This is a genomic window from Microcystis sp. M109S1, assembly GCF_020247025.1.
Lineage (GTDB): Bacteria > Cyanobacteriota > Cyanobacteriia > Cyanobacteriales > Microcystaceae > Microcystis.
This window is the reverse complement of record NZ_JADBRW010000346.1, coordinates 1-14,856: the sequence shown is the minus strand read 5'-3', so window position 1 is coordinate 14,856 and position 14,856 is coordinate 1. Positions and strand designations below refer to the sequence as shown.

The 14,856-nt window shown below is 40.7% G+C and carries 15 protein-coding genes; all 15 read right to left on the bottom strand.

Annotated features, from left to right (window positions below; all coding sequences use genetic code 11):
• Window positions 1-46, bottom strand: a 46-nt coding sequence (locus IM322_RS23450) for a helix-turn-helix domain-containing protein (protein ID WP_353737100.1), incomplete at its 3' end; no start/stop codon positions are given.
• A gap of 73 nt (window positions 47-119) precedes the next feature.
• Window positions 120-2,837 carry an ExeM/NucH family extracellular endonuclease gene (locus tag IM322_RS17485; RefSeq protein WP_287675546.1) on the bottom strand — a complete coding sequence of 906 codons (2,718 nt, stop codon included), beginning with the start codon at window positions 2,835-2,837 and terminating at the stop codon, window positions 120-122.
• A 468-nt stretch (window positions 2,838-3,305) separates the two neighbouring features.
• Window positions 3,306-5,078, bottom strand: a complete 1,773-nt coding sequence (locus IM322_RS17480) for a hypothetical protein (protein WP_287675545.1) — start codon at window positions 5,076-5,078, stop codon at window positions 3,306-3,308.
• 314 nt (window positions 5,079-5,392) lie between these two features.
• On the bottom strand, window positions 5,393-6,325 hold the full coding sequence (locus tag IM322_RS17470) for a glycosyltransferase family 2 protein (protein ID WP_287675544.1): 933 nt from the start codon (window positions 6,323-6,325) through the stop codon (window positions 5,393-5,395).
• Entirely contained in the window at window positions 6,322-6,747 is a 426-nt protein-coding gene (locus IM322_RS17465) for a GtrA family protein (protein WP_287675543.1), read from the bottom strand. The genes IM322_RS17470 and IM322_RS17465 overlap by 4 nt, the downstream gene beginning before the upstream one ends.
• 59 nt (window positions 6,748-6,806) lie before the next feature.
• Window positions 6,807-7,052, bottom strand: coding sequence for an SDR family NAD(P)-dependent oxidoreductase (locus tag IM322_RS17460; RefSeq protein ID WP_287675542.1), 246 nt, complete (start codon window positions 7,050-7,052; stop codon window positions 6,807-6,809).
• A complete protein-coding gene (locus tag IM322_RS17455) occupies window positions 7,015-7,221 on the bottom strand; it encodes a type II toxin-antitoxin system RelE family toxin (protein WP_286826025.1) in 207 nt (68 codons plus the stop codon). The genes IM322_RS17460 and IM322_RS17455 overlap by 38 nt, the downstream gene beginning before the upstream one ends.
• Window positions 7,218-7,463, bottom strand: a complete 246-nt coding sequence (locus tag IM322_RS17450; RefSeq protein WP_286826024.1) for a hypothetical protein — start codon at window positions 7,461-7,463, stop codon at window positions 7,218-7,220. The genes IM322_RS17455 and IM322_RS17450 overlap by 4 nt, the downstream gene beginning before the upstream one ends.
• The gene (locus IM322_RS17445) at window positions 7,457-7,609 is read right to left on the bottom strand and encodes a hypothetical protein (RefSeq protein WP_286826023.1); all 153 of its coding nucleotides are present in this window, start codon (window positions 7,607-7,609) and stop codon (window positions 7,457-7,459) included. Before IM322_RS17445 ends, IM322_RS17450 begins: the two co-directional genes overlap by 7 nt.
• Before the next feature lie 273 nt (window positions 7,610-7,882).
• Complete coding sequence (locus tag IM322_RS17440; RefSeq protein ID WP_286826022.1) at window positions 7,883-8,947, bottom strand: AroB-related putative sugar phosphate phospholyase (cyclizing); 1,065 nt, start codon at window positions 8,945-8,947, stop codon at window positions 7,883-7,885.
• A 25-nt stretch (window positions 8,948-8,972) separates the two neighbouring features.
• Complete coding sequence (locus IM322_RS17435; RefSeq protein ID WP_286826021.1) at window positions 8,973-9,656, bottom strand: SDR family NAD(P)-dependent oxidoreductase; 684 nt, start codon at window positions 9,654-9,656, stop codon at window positions 8,973-8,975.
• The gene (locus IM322_RS17430; protein WP_286826020.1) at window positions 9,631-10,455 is read right to left on the bottom strand and encodes an aldolase/citrate lyase family protein; all 825 of its coding nucleotides are present in this window, start codon (window positions 10,453-10,455) and stop codon (window positions 9,631-9,633) included. Before IM322_RS17430 ends, IM322_RS17435 begins: the two co-directional genes overlap by 26 nt.
• A gap of 56 nt (window positions 10,456-10,511) precedes the next feature.
• Window positions 10,512-12,314 carry a thiamine pyrophosphate-binding protein gene (locus tag IM322_RS17425; protein WP_287675541.1) on the bottom strand — a complete coding sequence of 601 codons (1,803 nt, stop codon included), beginning with the start codon at window positions 12,312-12,314 and terminating at the stop codon, window positions 10,512-10,514.
• Between the two features lie 112 nt (window positions 12,315-12,426).
• A complete protein-coding gene (locus tag IM322_RS17420) occupies window positions 12,427-13,632 on the bottom strand; it encodes a class I SAM-dependent methyltransferase (RefSeq protein ID WP_287675540.1) in 1,206 nt (401 codons plus the stop codon).
• 10 nt (window positions 13,633-13,642) lie between these two features.
• Entirely contained in the window at window positions 13,643-14,683 is a 1,041-nt protein-coding gene (locus IM322_RS17415) for an NAD-dependent epimerase/dehydratase family protein (RefSeq protein WP_287675539.1), read from the bottom strand.
• Window positions 14,684-14,856 lie beyond the last annotated feature (173 nt).

The window sequence follows — 14,856 nt, the reverse complement described above, 5'->3', positions numbered from 1 at the left end:
CTTGTTCTGGTGTGGGGTAAAATCGAAACGAGTAGGCTTTTTCCATGTCTCACATTTTAGCATATATTTGGTAAATGCGCTAGTATTTAACAGTAAAGCCGTCGTAGAACGACGGGGTTTCAGACCCAAAATTTTCGATGATTACCAAAAGCGTTCGCTTGTACTCCCAAATTGTTGAGAATCTGGATATCGCCGCGGCCAACTGCCCCGAATACCTGTTCGCTGGCCCCGAAAAATAGCCCCGGAATGTAGGCATCTCCAGACGCAAGGGTGAGGGTATTGGCAAAACCAGCTACACCGTCATTATCGATGTCCTGCTGTCGCAAAGCATTTAACACCGCACTCATGCGCGGGGCATCATCAAGGGCTGAAATTCCACCTTCGTTGTCGGAAAAATGGAATAATTGCAGTTTAAAGGGTTGGGGAGTGGTTAAATTTAAACCAATTAAAACGGGATCATGGTCACTGGTACGATAGGGATTAATTTGGTAGAGTGCAGAAGGGTTTAAGGGAGGATTGGAGGGATTTTCCCCGGGGTCAACGATATTGTCATCGTAGTCGAAAACACTAGGTTCATCAGCGTTAATGTGCCATTCCGTCACTCCCGTTACCTGGGAGGCTAAACTAGCATTAGCCAGAGCATGGTCGAGATAACCAGCTTGTCCATCGAAAACGTAGGAATAAGCGTTAATACCCACAAATTGACCCACTAAATTCGTATATCCTGCTGATTCGAGTGCTCGAATTGGATATTCTTGGGCGTAGGCATTGAAATCCCCGATAATTAAATAATCCCTATCACCGCTATTAGTGGGATCCGTGGCTATCCAATCCTTTAAGGCTAAGGCCGCATTGGTGCGACTGGCATTCCAGAAACCCTGGCCATCCCCTTGATCGAAGTTAGGATCACTTGTATTAGTTAAGCCCGATTGACCTTTTGATTTTAGGTGATTGACGACTAAATTAAATTTGGCACCGGTATTGACTTCTTGGAAGGCTTGTGCTAGGGCGGGACGATTGCGAGTATCATCGAAACGAGGATCAACGCTACTGTCTAAGATCTTAAAATCACCTACAGGGGTAACTTGAGCGGGTTTGTAGATGATTCCCACCTTAATCGCATCGGTGCCAATTTTACCTGTGGGGATAAAAGCGTAGGTTCCTGCACCTGCAACGGCATTTAAAGCGTTAACAAGCTTAGATATCGCCCCATCGCCGTTATTTTCCAATTCTATCAACCCGAAAACATCGGCATCAAGACCGATAAGCGCCGTGACTAATTTCTCCTCTTGACGCTGAAATTCGTTGATACTGTTGGCACCCCGGGCATTATTAGTGCCATCGGCGATGGTGGTAAAGTAATTAAGGACGTTATAACTGGCAATTTTTAGCCTACCCCCCACATTAGTGGGCGTTTCTGAGCGATTATTCACCGCTTGGAAGTCCACACCTTGGTTATTCTGGACGCGATAGACTCCGAAACGTTGGTCTAAAACTCCGGTTAATCCCGTTACTGCGTCCCCGGCCCGTAAAATATTACTGCTACTGAGGGGATTGCCACCACGTCCGAATAAAGTCGTCGGAAAAGTGAGATTACTGCCATCATCCAGGGTAATTCGTCGCAGATTATTGCTCGCTTGTAAAGTATTGGCATCTGTCCCCGGATTGGTAACGTTAGTGGGTTGCTGTAAACGTCCCCCAGAGGATAAAACCACACTACCAAAACGACCAAGTTGGAAATATTCGGTTAAGGAGAGAGTTTCGGCGAAAGTTGTCCGCATTCCTTCAAAAGCTTCTAAAACTTGCGGTTGAGCATTGGCTGCCGAGAGATTGCTAATAGTGGCGGCCGTGGGTAAGGGATTATTATTAGAAATAATTAACGCTTCTGTGATGCTGCTCAGTTGGGTTAAAGATACCCCCGCGTTACCAAATTCACTAACTGTTCCTGTAATCCTAACTTTATCGCCGATAGTAACGTTAATAATCGGGATATTGCCTTCAAAAATAAATAAACCTTCCGAAGTCAGAGGATTACTATCGCTGTCGCTATCTTCCTCCTGGAGATAAAAACCACTTAATCCCGTATTACCCTGGAAATCTCCCACCACGATCGCTTCTACAGTCACCAATTGATTTAAAATTGGACTGACTAAACCCGTACCTTGAATTTCATGGATTTTTACGAGGGTAGGAGTGGGCGGAACAACTGTACCGGGAGCGGCTAAACCAGTCACGGCAATATCATCAATTGCGTATTCATCGCGACCACCGCTACCACTAACATCATCCCCCGTCCAACGTAGGAAAAAATTACTATTAGCGGCGATACTTAATCTAGAAAGGGTAATAGAACGAGTTACCGACTGCCAACCCAAGCTATCGGAACTCCCCGGGGTGGTAAAGTCTAAACTACTAAAAGGAGTAAAACTATTTCCGTCCCCAGAGTAGGAAAAATTGAGAGAATTGGCCCGGTTTTGGTCGTTGCGAAAGCGGATGATATAGGAAAGAGTAATCGAATCCACTAGGCTATTAGTGACATTCTGTAAGCGTAGGGTGATAGCGCCGGGGGTAAAATCATCTGCTGTGGGTTGTACCCCAAAAGCATTATTTCCCGAAGCGATGCTGAAAGCATAAACTCCCCCAGTGGTGACGGGGTTAGATGTCTGTCCTCTGGCAAAATCTCCTGAAGAAGTACGGGTGTCCCCATAGGTTATACTGCCATCGGAAAGACCGGAAATAATCCAAAGGTCGGAATCTAGCTGACCTAGACTCGGAATCGGGGCGAATCCCGAACGAGTAAAAGTGTTAAAATTTTCTGTAAAGGTAGCGTTACTCATACTGTAGCGATGAAGATGCCTTTACTACCCTAGAGTTCAAGGATTAATGACTGGTAAACTCTCCTTTAATTACCCGTAAACGTTTGGTTAAAAGAGATTATTCGTTAAATTATAGCCTTTCTCATTAAATAACCCGAGTTCGGGATAAGCTACAATCCTGATTCTGCCGTAGGCTAAAACCCTCATTCTCTCGTCCGAGTCCTGACGAAATCCCCTTAAGCTGAACTGACGTTAAATATAAGGTATAACGTTAACGATAGCCAAATTGCACAACGAATGAAATCCTATCCAGTAGAGTTCCGTCAGAAAATCCTCGACTTGTCATTATAACTAACCCATCTCTCCAAGACAATTAGCGAAAAGATTCTATATTTATTCGGTCATCAAATCTGGTTTACAAGCTTCCAGGTTAGTAGTAACCACTTCAGTGGTTGTTTAACCAAGAACAAGAGGTAAGACAGCGTAGGATTATTTTTTAAGATAAATACGAACTCCTTGAACTTCATCAACTAGCCGATAATTTTCCTTGATAACCCTAGCAATTTCAGGAAAAACTTCGTGTCCCTGAGTTTCTCTATCGGTAAAGAAAAACATTCTTGGAGCTACAGCATCAACAAATAACTTAGCATTAGAATTAATCAGATCGTCTGCATACTGTTTGAAAAAATATTGCTGTAGGGGAGAGTATTTAAGTGGCCCGATCACACCGGACCTTGTTGCTTGCATAAGTCCCGTGTCAACATATAACTCTGATGCCCATCCCCAGACAGCCATAGATTCACCAGGAGAAGCATACTTGAGAATAGTTTCTGCAATGGGACTAAGATAATTTTTAGCAAATCTTCTGCGATTATTAAGGTAAACATTATCTGATTTTATCGTTGTGGCAAATTCTAAAAAACTACTAGCAACTGTAATCAAAATGACACCTGTTAAGAGAGAGAACTTTAAGTTTGAACGAGTTAATTTTGACACTTGTAAGACTTGTGCCAGTTCACCCATAAAAACGCCGATGAGAAATCCACTAGGTATGATTAGAAACAGCAAATAATGAGTAAACCCGTTCCCTGGTCTAATAACTGAGTAACTCGATGCAACCAAAATAAATAAACTGTAATAGACAAAGCAAAATGTCTTGGACTTTTCTTGATTTTGGCTTAAGGAAACACGCTTTATTATTAAAAATGGTACTCCTAATATCAAGACAATTGCTGTTAATAAAAATAATCTCTGTGTATCTTGCACTCCCCTTAACATCCGAAGAAATATGTTGATTTTTCCGAAAAAGCTTAGTTGATTTACGTCTCCCATTAAACCATGGCTAGAATAAATCAATAAATTCTGTTGTATATAAGATTTCCAGAAAGCATCATATATTGAGAAAATTGTTAGATATAGTAGGACTAAAGCCGAGAACAACATTCCCCCAAGAAAGAAAGCAGCAAAACTCCTGATAAATTGACCTCTTGCGATGCTTTTTAGCCAGAGGATGTGCAAAAATATACAAGCAATTGAGAAAGCTATAGGAACTGACTGAATTTTTGCAAAAGGAGTAGTTCCCAGGATAAAACCCAAGGCAAATATCAGGTGATTAGGATTAGATGAATTACCAGCATAATATTTACAAACGATTAACAAAGCCACACTTAATATTGCAACCGAAAAATGTTCACTTGTATAATGCACATAGTCAAAAAATGTCATTAAGGCGACAGTTGTAACAACGGGAACTATTGCTAGGCGAGAAAGGCTCTTATCGTAGAGAGTGGATAAAGCATAATAAAGACAAACAATAGCAGCAATTATCATGATTAAGCCGATCACTCGACTACTAGCATATTCAATTCTGAACCCGAAAAAAGCTGGTAGAGTCAGAGGATAAACATTGAGAGGTCCAGATGAACCTGTATCTACCGCACGCCAGAAAACTGGATCTTTCAACAGTTTTATTGCACCTGCGGTAAATAGTGCCTCATCGGGGTTTAGCATTGGTGGCAAGAAACCTGGCCAGCGTGCTGCCAAAATAAAAGTCACTAAAGATGTAATAAATATTAGATTTGACAATAAAAATTTCTGGAGCTTACTCGTGGGAGTTCTCAGGAATATGAGAGGAGAAAAAGCTAAAAAAATGAAGATAATAAAAGTGACTATTACCGATATTCTGTAAATAATTGACAAAGATTGAACATTTGCCAAGTTACTAAGTAGCCACCACCGTAAATCAATTTGGTTATTTACCATTTTTTCACTCTTTGGGGATCAATCTACAAGTATTTTTTCTTTTAAGGTAAACTTGCATTCCAACCATTACCATACTATATTGTTCTGGAAGATTAAGTTAGTATAACAAATACAGTCTGGTTCTTCGGTTTGTGTTATGCAATAGAGGGTGGTTATAAGGGATGAAACCCTTATATAGAAAGACATTGCTTCGATTTTTGCCAATTGTTTTCGATCTAGAACGAGCTAATCAATTAAGTCTCTTGCCGGATAAGGATTTAGTCGATTTATGCCCCCTGATCGAATCATACCAAGTAACGAAGAGCCTACAGTCTTCACTCAAAGTTAATCCGTTCTCGTTCGACAACTAAAGGCCTTTTTAAAATTCTCATGTGCATTAAGCCAATATATTCCCCGATAATGCCGATAAAAAATAGTTGCACAGAAGCGAGTAAAAATAGTCCGACCATGATTGGTGCGGTTCCTAAAGGAAAATAATCCCAGAACAACAATTTGGCGATTAAATAACCTAACGCCACTACCAGACTCAAGAGGGACAAAGCAAAGCCTAACATGGTCGCCAGTCTGAGGGGAACTTGGGAGTGACTGGTAATACCCAGCATCGCCTCGCTATAGTATCGATAGAAGTTGTAACTACTAATACCCCGTTTTCGCCGTTGTTGTTGATACTCAAAAGAGAAACTTTCAAAACCTAACTCTTCGATGAGTCCCCTAAAATAGGGATAGGGATCGTTAATCTCTCGTAGAACATTGATGACTTTCTGATCGTATAACCCGAAACCTGTAAAGTTTCTAGTCACTTTTATATCTGAAAGATTGTCCATTAAAGAATAAAAAATTTGTCTAGCAAAATAGAAAAAAGCTCCTTCTCTTACCGGAGCTTTAACCGCTTTAACAACTTTATAGCCTTCTTCCCATTTCTTGACAAATTCTAGGATTAATTCGGGAGGATCTTGCAGATCTGCTACAATTGGAATAACGGCATCCCCGTAACACTGAAGAATACCATAGTAACCAGAACGAACGGGACCGAAATTTCTCGCATTAACGATGACCTTGACCCCGGGGTCTTTTTGAGCAATATTTCTCAGTATATCAACAGTTTTGTCGTGAGAAGCGTTATCAATAAAAAGATGTTCATACTCATAGCTAGGTAACTGATTGAAAACCTCTTTAACTCGTAGGTAAAGATCCTCGACATTTCCTTCTTCATTATAACAAGGGGTCATTACAGTAATTTTTTTCATTGTGATCCTTCTCTAAAAACAAATAGTTTCATCAAAACAAAAGAAAGGACAGCCATCGGCAACAGCAAGATAGCACCAGCAATAAGCATTTTGGTTTTCTGTTCGATATTTATATTCATTGCGTCGACAACTCTCAGAGCTTCAACATTCAACAGAAAAGTTGCCACATAAACTAAGACAAAACGAAAAATCAATTTGTTGTTTTTGCTGCCAAAAACCAGTCTTCCTGTGGTTTGAAAGTTAAATAAAACTCCCAGAATAGTAGCCAGCAATACAGCATACTTATAATCCAGTCCAATTAAGATTAGTGTACCATAGAGAAAATAACCAAAAAGGGTATTTAGTACGCCAACTAAAAAAAATCTGGCAAATTTATGTTTTTTGACAATGGCGACAAATTTATGCTTTTTAAGAAGATACATTTTACGATTTATCTCCAATAGACAGTTGCGATTTTTTATATGTTATGATAATTTGGATTTTATTTACAGGTAAATCCTCCATCAATAATTATACTTTGTCCGGTGAGGTAGGTATTGTCTTGCGAACACAGAAAAACAACTAATTTGGCGATTTCATCAGGTTGGGCTAGGCACTGGAGGGGAATGGAAGCGGCAATTCCCGCCAACTGCTCAGGTGAGTTGTTAGCAAAAGTTAGCTCCGTCCCCACATAACCTAGACAGACTGCATTAACTAGAATACCATAGGTGGCGAACTCGATAATCACCTACCCTAAGACGATATTCATTGGCATAGCCTTTCAACTTTTTAACTCCCGAAGGACGGGGTTCGTCAGTCAGCAGAAGGATTTTTTCGTTCAGGCGAGTTTGCACATCATCTGGAAAGCTTTTCAACTGCTTCTGCACAGGTTTAGGGATGATGACTTCGTAATTCATGAAGCTTGTTCAGATTGATTAGTGATATATTCTTGAATAGTTTGATAGTCGCCTATCTGATAAGCTTTTCGTGCTTCCTCTACTTCAGCTAACACCTCTGGATCATTTTCCATGGACTTTTCTTCTGATTCAAAAATCTGATCTTCTATAATTTCCATAAGTTTTCGTTTCACTCCTAAATCAAGGGTAGCAATTGCCTCGATTAAAGACTCTAAGGAGACTTGCATTCTAACCATTACCATGCTGTTTGTCCTCCAATTCTTACTTTTTTTGAGCGTTTAGGGGCGATAATCTGAATTACCTGACTCTCTATTACTGAGGCTATAGCTGCTCCAATGCCGCGAGAACCTCCTGTAATCAGTGCTTTATGATTTGTGGTATTTGTCATGGATTAACTCAACCCCAAAACCAGTCTTCCTGTGGTTTGAAAGTTAAATAAAACTCCCAGAATAGTAACCAGCAATACAGCATACTTATAATCCAGTCCAATTAAGATTAGCGTACCATAGAGAAAATAACCAAAAAGGGTATTTACCAACTAACAAAAATCTGGCAAATTTATGTTTTTTGACAATACCGACAAGTTTATTTTTTTTAATAAGATACATTTTACAAATTCATCCCCCCTAATATTTAATTAACTGATTATTACTTCCGAATTTCAAGAGATAACTTTCAGAAATTCATTGAGTAGAGGTCGCACTTGATTATCTAACTCTAGCGAAACTTTTTCCATTTTACCTTCTCCTCGTGTTAGGATGCAGTTAATTGATCTTCCGGTATTTTTCTTGTCCAGTTTAATTGCTCCTAAAATAAGCTCTAAAATATTAGAGGTTAACTCCTGGTTATAAGGCTCATAATAAGGTTTCAAAAACTCTTGCAAATCATAGAAATATCCCTGATCTACCATTCCCAGTTTTTCTGAAAAGAAAGTAGCCGTAAGCATCCCTAACGTGACAGCAATTCCATGAGGAATTTTATAGTTAGTGGCCGATTCATAAGCGTGTCCGAAAGTATGCCCATAATTTAAAATATTTCTAATTCCCTTGTCAAACTCATCCCGCTCAATGTAACGTTTCTTGATATTTAGAGCATCTATAATTAGATTTTGAATTTCTAAAAAATCTGATGATAGTTTTTGAAGATTGATTTTCATTTGTTCAACTTCAGATTTACCAGCTAGTAAATTTAGCTTGATAATTTCTCCTAATCCAGAGCGAATCTCATCAGAAGGTAAGGTCTTCAGCACAGAAAAAACAAGAATAATCTCATGGGGAGGATAAAATGTACCGATCTGGTTTTTGAAGTTTTGAATATTGATAGAGCTTTTACTGCCAATACAACTATCACATTGAGCCAATAAGGTAGTAGGAATTAATATCCATTTAATCCCCCTAAATAAAACGGAAGCTATAAAACAGCCAATATCTTGAATAACTCCACCTCCAATTACTAGCAAGGTACAGTCTTTCCTAAAACCTAATTCTAAGAGTTTTAAAAAAATTGGGGTGAGTTGTTCAAAAGATTTTTGTTCTTCTGTAGCCTCTATTTTTAAGAGAGGGCGATCAGACAAAACTTCTTCTATTGGCTGTGAGTACAGGTGGAAAACGTTACTATCAACTAAAGTAAAAACGGTCTTGTCTTTAACAGCTTGTGTTAAAGCATCTTTTAAGCCTTCCTTGACTTCAACACAGTAGGGGTGAAATTGACTTTGGATTTCCAGCATAACTCAAGGACCTTAAAATCAGGGTTTATTTACAGGTGAAGCCGCCATCAATTACTAGAGTTTGTCCAGTGAGATAGGTATTTTCTTCCGAACACAAAAAACTAACTAGCTTGGCAATTTCATGGGGTTGGGCAAGACGTTGTAAGGGGATGGTAGCAGTAATTGCCGCTAACTGTTCAGGGGAATTATTGACAAAGGTTAACTCGGTTTCCACATACCCCGGACAAACAGCATTTACGAGAATGCCATGGGGAGCCAATTCCACTGCCGCAGTTCGGGTCAAACCGTTTAACCCTGCTTTAGTTGCCGAGTAAGCAGAGCGGTTTTCTCTGGTGACTAAACTAAAGATAGAGCTTATATTGACTATCCTTCCCCACTTTTGGGCTTTCATATAGGGAGAGAACCCTCTAATTAGGGCCATCGGGGCAGTCAAATTCACCTGAAGCATAATTTGCCAGTCCTCATCTTGGACATGGGTAAGTTCATTGAGAAGATTAATCCCAGCATTATTGATGATTATGTCAAAACCCGCCCCTTGCTCAGAAGCGACATAAGCGGCAATGGACTCCATGTGGGAAAGATCCAAGACATCTCGGTTTGGGGCAATTACTTCAACGCCTTGGTCTTCCAATAATGAGGACATGGCAGCCCCAAGTCCGCGAGAACCCCCAGTAATCAAGGCTTTATGATGCTTTGTTAGATTTGCCATAGATTAACTTATTAATTGAATTACGATAGCGCTCTTCCATCATTTCTAAGCGAGCATCATCCTCCCGATGAATTGCCCCATAGTAATTCTTTTTATTTTTCAGCCACATAAGCTCAAATTCAACCGCCTTCAAAAAAGCCTCCTCTGGGTTATTGATGGCTTCCGGACAACGGAAGACAACCTTTCGGGTTTCAAAGCGATCAAGATGTCCTTCAGGAAAGGCTTTAAAGAAAGGTAATGAATGAACGGAAACCCCACCGCCTACAACCACTTTTAACCCCGCTGATTTCGCTTTTTCAGCAATTTTCAAGGCAATATCTAGGACTTGATCGCTATTAATATCTTCACGAGTCAATCCCATAGAACCAGACAAGTCAACTCGTCCAATCACCACCCCACTTAAAGACTTGATTTCGGGCAAGGATAACATTTCATCAAAGTTTTTGAAAGCTGTAATCGTTTCTAAGTTAATCAGAAATTCTACATCTTCTTTGTGATCACTGCCAAAGCCAATGTTGATCGCATTCAGGTATTTTTTCAAGGCGTAGGCCGTTTCTACCATGGGAGCAATTACCCGTTCAGCCCCTAAGCTAGTAGCATCAAACATATCTTTGATGGCCTCACAGCCACCAATTTTTAAGTTTAAACCCAAGCCGGCTGTAAGACTAACCTCTTTGAGGCGCATTGCTTCTTCCATGCGGGTGCCTTCCGCTTCAAATTCGGCCTTGACTCCACAAACGTTATAGTTCTCCTTTAATTCCAATAAAAGTTCCGCCATTCGTTTTTCCATCGAGTTCATAGTTTTCCTGCTCCTTGATTAGCCAGTTTTAAGTTTGAACTTTGAAAGAGTATAACCTATTCGGTTATCGGTGCAACAATCATATTACTCATAAATTCATCCCGATCTAGGAAAGGGGATAAATCTTCTAAGGGAGAAGATACCATGCGCCCATCATCCAAGCGACGGGAGGAGAGTTTAGGAGCAAAGGGTTGATTGAGATCTAAAAACACCTCACAGATTTGAGAACCTTCTCCTTCAATGGTTTCTTGAATAGCTTCCCGCATAGTTGCGTGTTCTCGGCAAAGTCGGTAAGGAATCCCATAGGCCGCCGCTAACTTTTCAAAACTGGGAAAGGTCACGCCACTTTCCGGTCCACAACCGACAATATTATCGGCAAAGAAATTCTGCTGAGTTTGACGAATCGAGTGATAGCCTTGATTATTGAGGACAAAAATCTTGATCGGCAGTTGATATCCCACTAGGGTTTGTAATTCTTGTAGGTTCAATTGAATGCTGCCATCCCCGGCAATACAAATCACTCGCCGCTTACCACTGGCAATACAGGCCCCAATCGCCGCGGGTAGATCGTATCCCATGGAGGCACAACCAGAGTTAGTATAGAGGCGCTGTCCCTCTTTGATTGATGCCGCTTGAAATGTCGTCACACAGGCGGTTCCATCACCTGTCACCACGATTTCATCCGCAGGGAGTTCCTTAAAGAGTGCTTGGGCAAAGCAATAAGGGTTAACTGCCCCTTGTGTTAGCCAATATTCGGGTAAGACAGTAGGATATTTTTCCTTACGAATCAAACACCAGTCTAGCCATTGCTGATGATGTTGTGTTGGCTCAACTTCCTGTTGCAGTAAATGCGCCAAAAAGTCGGCTATATCGGCGTGAATAGGTAGATCCGGCTTGAGTGTTGGCTTTTTCAGTTCTGACTCGTCAATATCTACAATAATTTTATCGGCTTCCCGAGCAAAGTTTTCCCAATTGTAGCTCACTTGGCGGATATTGAGCCGGCAACCTAAAACTAACAGGAAATCAGAATTTTGAACCGCAAAATTGCCAGGGCGATCGCCGACCGTGCCTGGCCTACCAATATAGTAAGGATGATCGTTCCAGATCAGATCGTGAGCGTTCCAAGCTGTAACTACGGGGATTTTCCAAGCATTCACTAAACGCAAGAAGTCTTCATAAGCTCTCCCTAAGCGAATGCCAGAGCCAGCATAGATAACTGGGCGCTCGGCGGTTTTCAGTCGGTTGATAACTTGTTCACAGGTGGCTGCTAGATTGGTGGTAGTATAGTTGATGGCATCTTCTTTAGGGTCGTAGCCCGGTAGAGATGTGGGATCAATCTTAGCTCCTTGAACATTCATCGGGATATCCAACCAGCAAGGACCGGGACGGCCAGATTGAGCCAGATGTAACGCTCTTTCGAGATGGTAGCGAATTGACTGGGGCTCTGTCACCATCACCGCGTATTTGGTGATCGGTTCCACCAATTTAACAATATCAATTTCCTGATCCCCCAATTGTCTGAGGGGTAAGTCTGTACTTCTGACTACGGTTTCCCATTTCACCTGTCCAGAAATAACAATCATCCCAATAGAATCTGTCCACGCTCCATAGACTCCGGTAATGGCATTAGTTCCCCCCGGTCCTGTGGTTACATTGAGAGCGGCGAGGCGGTTTGTCAAGCGATAGTAGCTTTCAGCGGCCATAGCACAAGCTTGTTCGTGGTGACAACAGGTGTAGGATAGTCCTGGACAGCGCCCGAAAGCATCATTCAGGTGCATCGCCCCACCACCGGTAAGCAAAAAAACATCATGGATGCCATGTTCTACAAGGGTTTGGGCAATATAGTCGGCAACTCTCATCAGGGTTTCGCTCTTAGATTCGCTAATTTGGTTGACATCATTATAGTTGATAGCTCAATTTTAGTATCAATAGGGTACGGAGCATTATTTTTACCTCACTATAATTTAATTATTATTTCAATAAAATAACCGGGTTAGGCAGCTGCATTTTTTGGATAGCATTGTAAATAGCTTCTTGAGATAAAATTGAAGTTATAATAATCGGCTGTCTCATCTCTCTTAATTGAATTTGATGAGGTGATAGCACCGTAACCCCTGAAATAACACTACCTTGATTAATGGGATTTCCATCAACAAAAGCAACTATATTGGCTTTTGCCAGTGAAGTTTCGGCCAGCAATTTCATGGCTAATTGTCCCGTTCCCCAAACAATAACATCGGCAGCATCCTCTAACACTGACTGTAATTTAATATCTATATCAGTCATAATTTTTTTGGAGCTTTCAATATAAAGCAGTATTCTTTCTTTGAGCATTTTATCAGGATAAATTACCAATTCAGATGAATTAGACTCTTGCTTCTGCCAAAAGCTATAAATGGCTGGATAAGACATCCCCGGAGAGACATCAAACACTTTTTCGCCGATTAACTTATTGGTCAATCCAAATTGAATTAATAAATTTGACAAATGGGGATGATAAAAATGATTAATATGTTCAGTATTAAAATCTTGAAAAGGGGCAAAAACATGATCAACATATCCGGAGGCATTGGGAACTTCTACATATAGATATCCCCCTACTTTTATCAATTGTTCTATTAATTTTACAGAAAATTTCAGATCCTGTATATGCTCTAACACATGAGAAAGAATGACAACATCAAAATCTCCCAAATCTTGAGGAGGCGTAAAAATAGAACCAGCATAAGCTTCTATTCCGTAAAGCTGTTTTGTATTCTCAACACAAGCCGGAGATGGATCTAAACCACATAAATTGTTATATCCTAGTTTTTTAAGATAGCCTAATAAACCACCATTAGCACAGCCAATATCTAAAATGCGAACGCTCTTATCTGGTAAAAATCCAGCAATACATTCAGCCGTTTTTTGAAGTCGTGCGGCATCATAGGGAGACTCCCCCCCTCCTGTAGCGGTTTTTTTGTCCTCGTATTTGGATAATTTGGCGTAAAAAATATCATAATCTTTCTGACTTACTGTTGTATCAGCATAGACGAAACCACAGCGATCACAACATAGTATATCATATCCATTTGAGAGGGGATGACCTTCAGGTAAAACAAATTTTTGTGTGTGAAGAATCTCCCCATTTTCTTCTTGACAAATTGGACATTTGCGAATTGATTTTTTCTTATTCATGGTGTAAGTCCTAAAATTTTGATGAATTATAACTAGCCGTTCGGATGATTGAGTCTCTTAAGGGAATTAAGGGTTTAAGTTGTAGTGCAGAAAACGCTCGCTTTACTGAAGGAACGTAACGTTCAGCAGGTTTACCGGGGATAGGTTCTTTAGCTATAACTACCTCAACTTTTGATGCAAATGTACTGGCAACAACTTTTGCTAATTCAGCGATAGTTAAGTCCTCATCTGAACCGACATTATAAGGGTAGCATGATTTCCCCTTAAACAAAATTGTCCACAGCCAAATCGCCAAATCTGCTGCGTAGAGATAAGAACGATAAGGAGTACCATCCCCCCTGACGAGAATTGACCCCCCCATTAGACCATCTAAAATAAAATTACCAATGGCAAAATGGGTATCCAGTGGCAAATAGGGACCGACAAAGGCAAAGCAACGAGCAATTTTCGTTTCTAAGCCATGTTGTTTAGCATAAAGGGTGCAGAGCATTTCTGCTGCCCGTTTTCCTTCGGCATAAGCATAACCCGGATTAGTTAAATCAGGAGAGCCTAAATAATCTTCGGAAACATGGGTTATCTCAGGGGGTTGTTTGCCATAAACGGCACCGGAACTGGTTAATAAGAACTTTTTAGCCTGACAGAATTTAGCAAATTCTAAAGTATGTCTTGTTCCCTCGATAATCGTATCAAACATCAATAAGGGATCTTCTTGATTTAGTTTGGCACTAGCTTCAGTGGCACCATGAATGACATAAGAAAACTCCCCTTCAGGAAACTCAAATGACCTAACATCACCGCAATGGAATTGAATAGCGGGATGATTGGCTAAATGAGGAGCTTTTTGCCTGAAACTATCAGGATTTCTGGTTAAAACAACCGCCGATGCTTTTAAGTCTAGCTGATCATTAGCCCAGATAAAACTTTCTAATAACCAACAGCCAAAAAAGCCTGTACCTCCGGTAATAAATATTCGTTGTCCCCGCAATTCTTCCCAGAGGGTTTTAGTATGGGCAAGAATATGATTTAAATCATTTGTTAGAAGATTGGTCATCAGAGCATATTACACCAGCTATGGACATTATGTTGACATCCTCGCCGCCGTAAAACGGACGGCGATTCCTCACCACGCCACTTTTTTAGGGTGGTCGCTGAACGGGGTTGACGCTTCACGGGATGCTGCTTCTTTAACAGAAGTCTTACGCTTTCCTCCACGTCCATTTTGAG

Excerpts from the sequence above, each read along its gene's own strand:
- IM322_RS17485 (WP_287675546.1), bottom strand. The coding sequence starts at position 2,837 with ATGAGTAACGCTACCTTTACAGAAAATTTTAACACTTTTACTCGTTCG.
- IM322_RS17480 (WP_287675545.1), bottom strand. The coding sequence starts at position 5,078 with ATGGTAAATAACCAAATTGATTTACGGTGGTGGCTACTTAGTAACTTG.
- IM322_RS17470 (WP_287675544.1), bottom strand. The coding sequence starts at position 6,325 with ATGAAAAAAATTACTGTAATGACCCCTTGTTATAATGAAGAAGGAAAT.
- IM322_RS17465 (WP_287675543.1), bottom strand. The coding sequence starts at position 6,747 with ATGTATCTTCTTAAAAAGCATAAATTTGTCGCCATTGTCAAAAAACAT.
- IM322_RS17455 (WP_286826025.1), bottom strand. The coding sequence starts at position 7,221 with ATGAATTACGAAGTCATCATCCCTAAACCTGTGCAGAAGCAGTTGAAA.
- IM322_RS17450 (WP_286826024.1), bottom strand. The coding sequence starts at position 7,463 with ATGGTAATGGTTAGAATGCAAGTCTCCTTAGAGTCTTTAATCGAGGCA.
- IM322_RS17445 (WP_286826023.1), bottom strand. The coding sequence starts at position 7,609 with ATGACAAATACCACAAATCATAAAGCACTGATTACAGGAGGTTCTCGC.
- IM322_RS17440 (WP_286826022.1), bottom strand. The coding sequence starts at position 8,947 with ATGCTGGAAATCCAAAGTCAATTTCACCCCTACTGTGTTGAAGTCAAG.
- IM322_RS17435 (WP_286826021.1), bottom strand. The coding sequence starts at position 9,656 with ATGGCAAATCTAACAAAGCATCATAAAGCCTTGATTACTGGGGGTTCT.
- IM322_RS17430 (WP_286826020.1), bottom strand. The coding sequence starts at position 10,455 with ATGAACTCGATGGAAAAACGAATGGCGGAACTTTTATTGGAATTAAAG.
- IM322_RS17425 (WP_287675541.1), bottom strand. The coding sequence starts at position 12,314 with ATGAGAGTTGCCGACTATATTGCCCAAACCCTTGTAGAACATGGCATC.
- IM322_RS17420 (WP_287675540.1), bottom strand. The coding sequence starts at position 13,632 with ATGAATAAGAAAAAATCAATTCGCAAATGTCCAATTTGTCAAGAAGAA.
- IM322_RS17415 (WP_287675539.1), bottom strand. The coding sequence starts at position 14,683 with ATGACCAATCTTCTAACAAATGATTTAAATCATATTCTTGCCCATACT.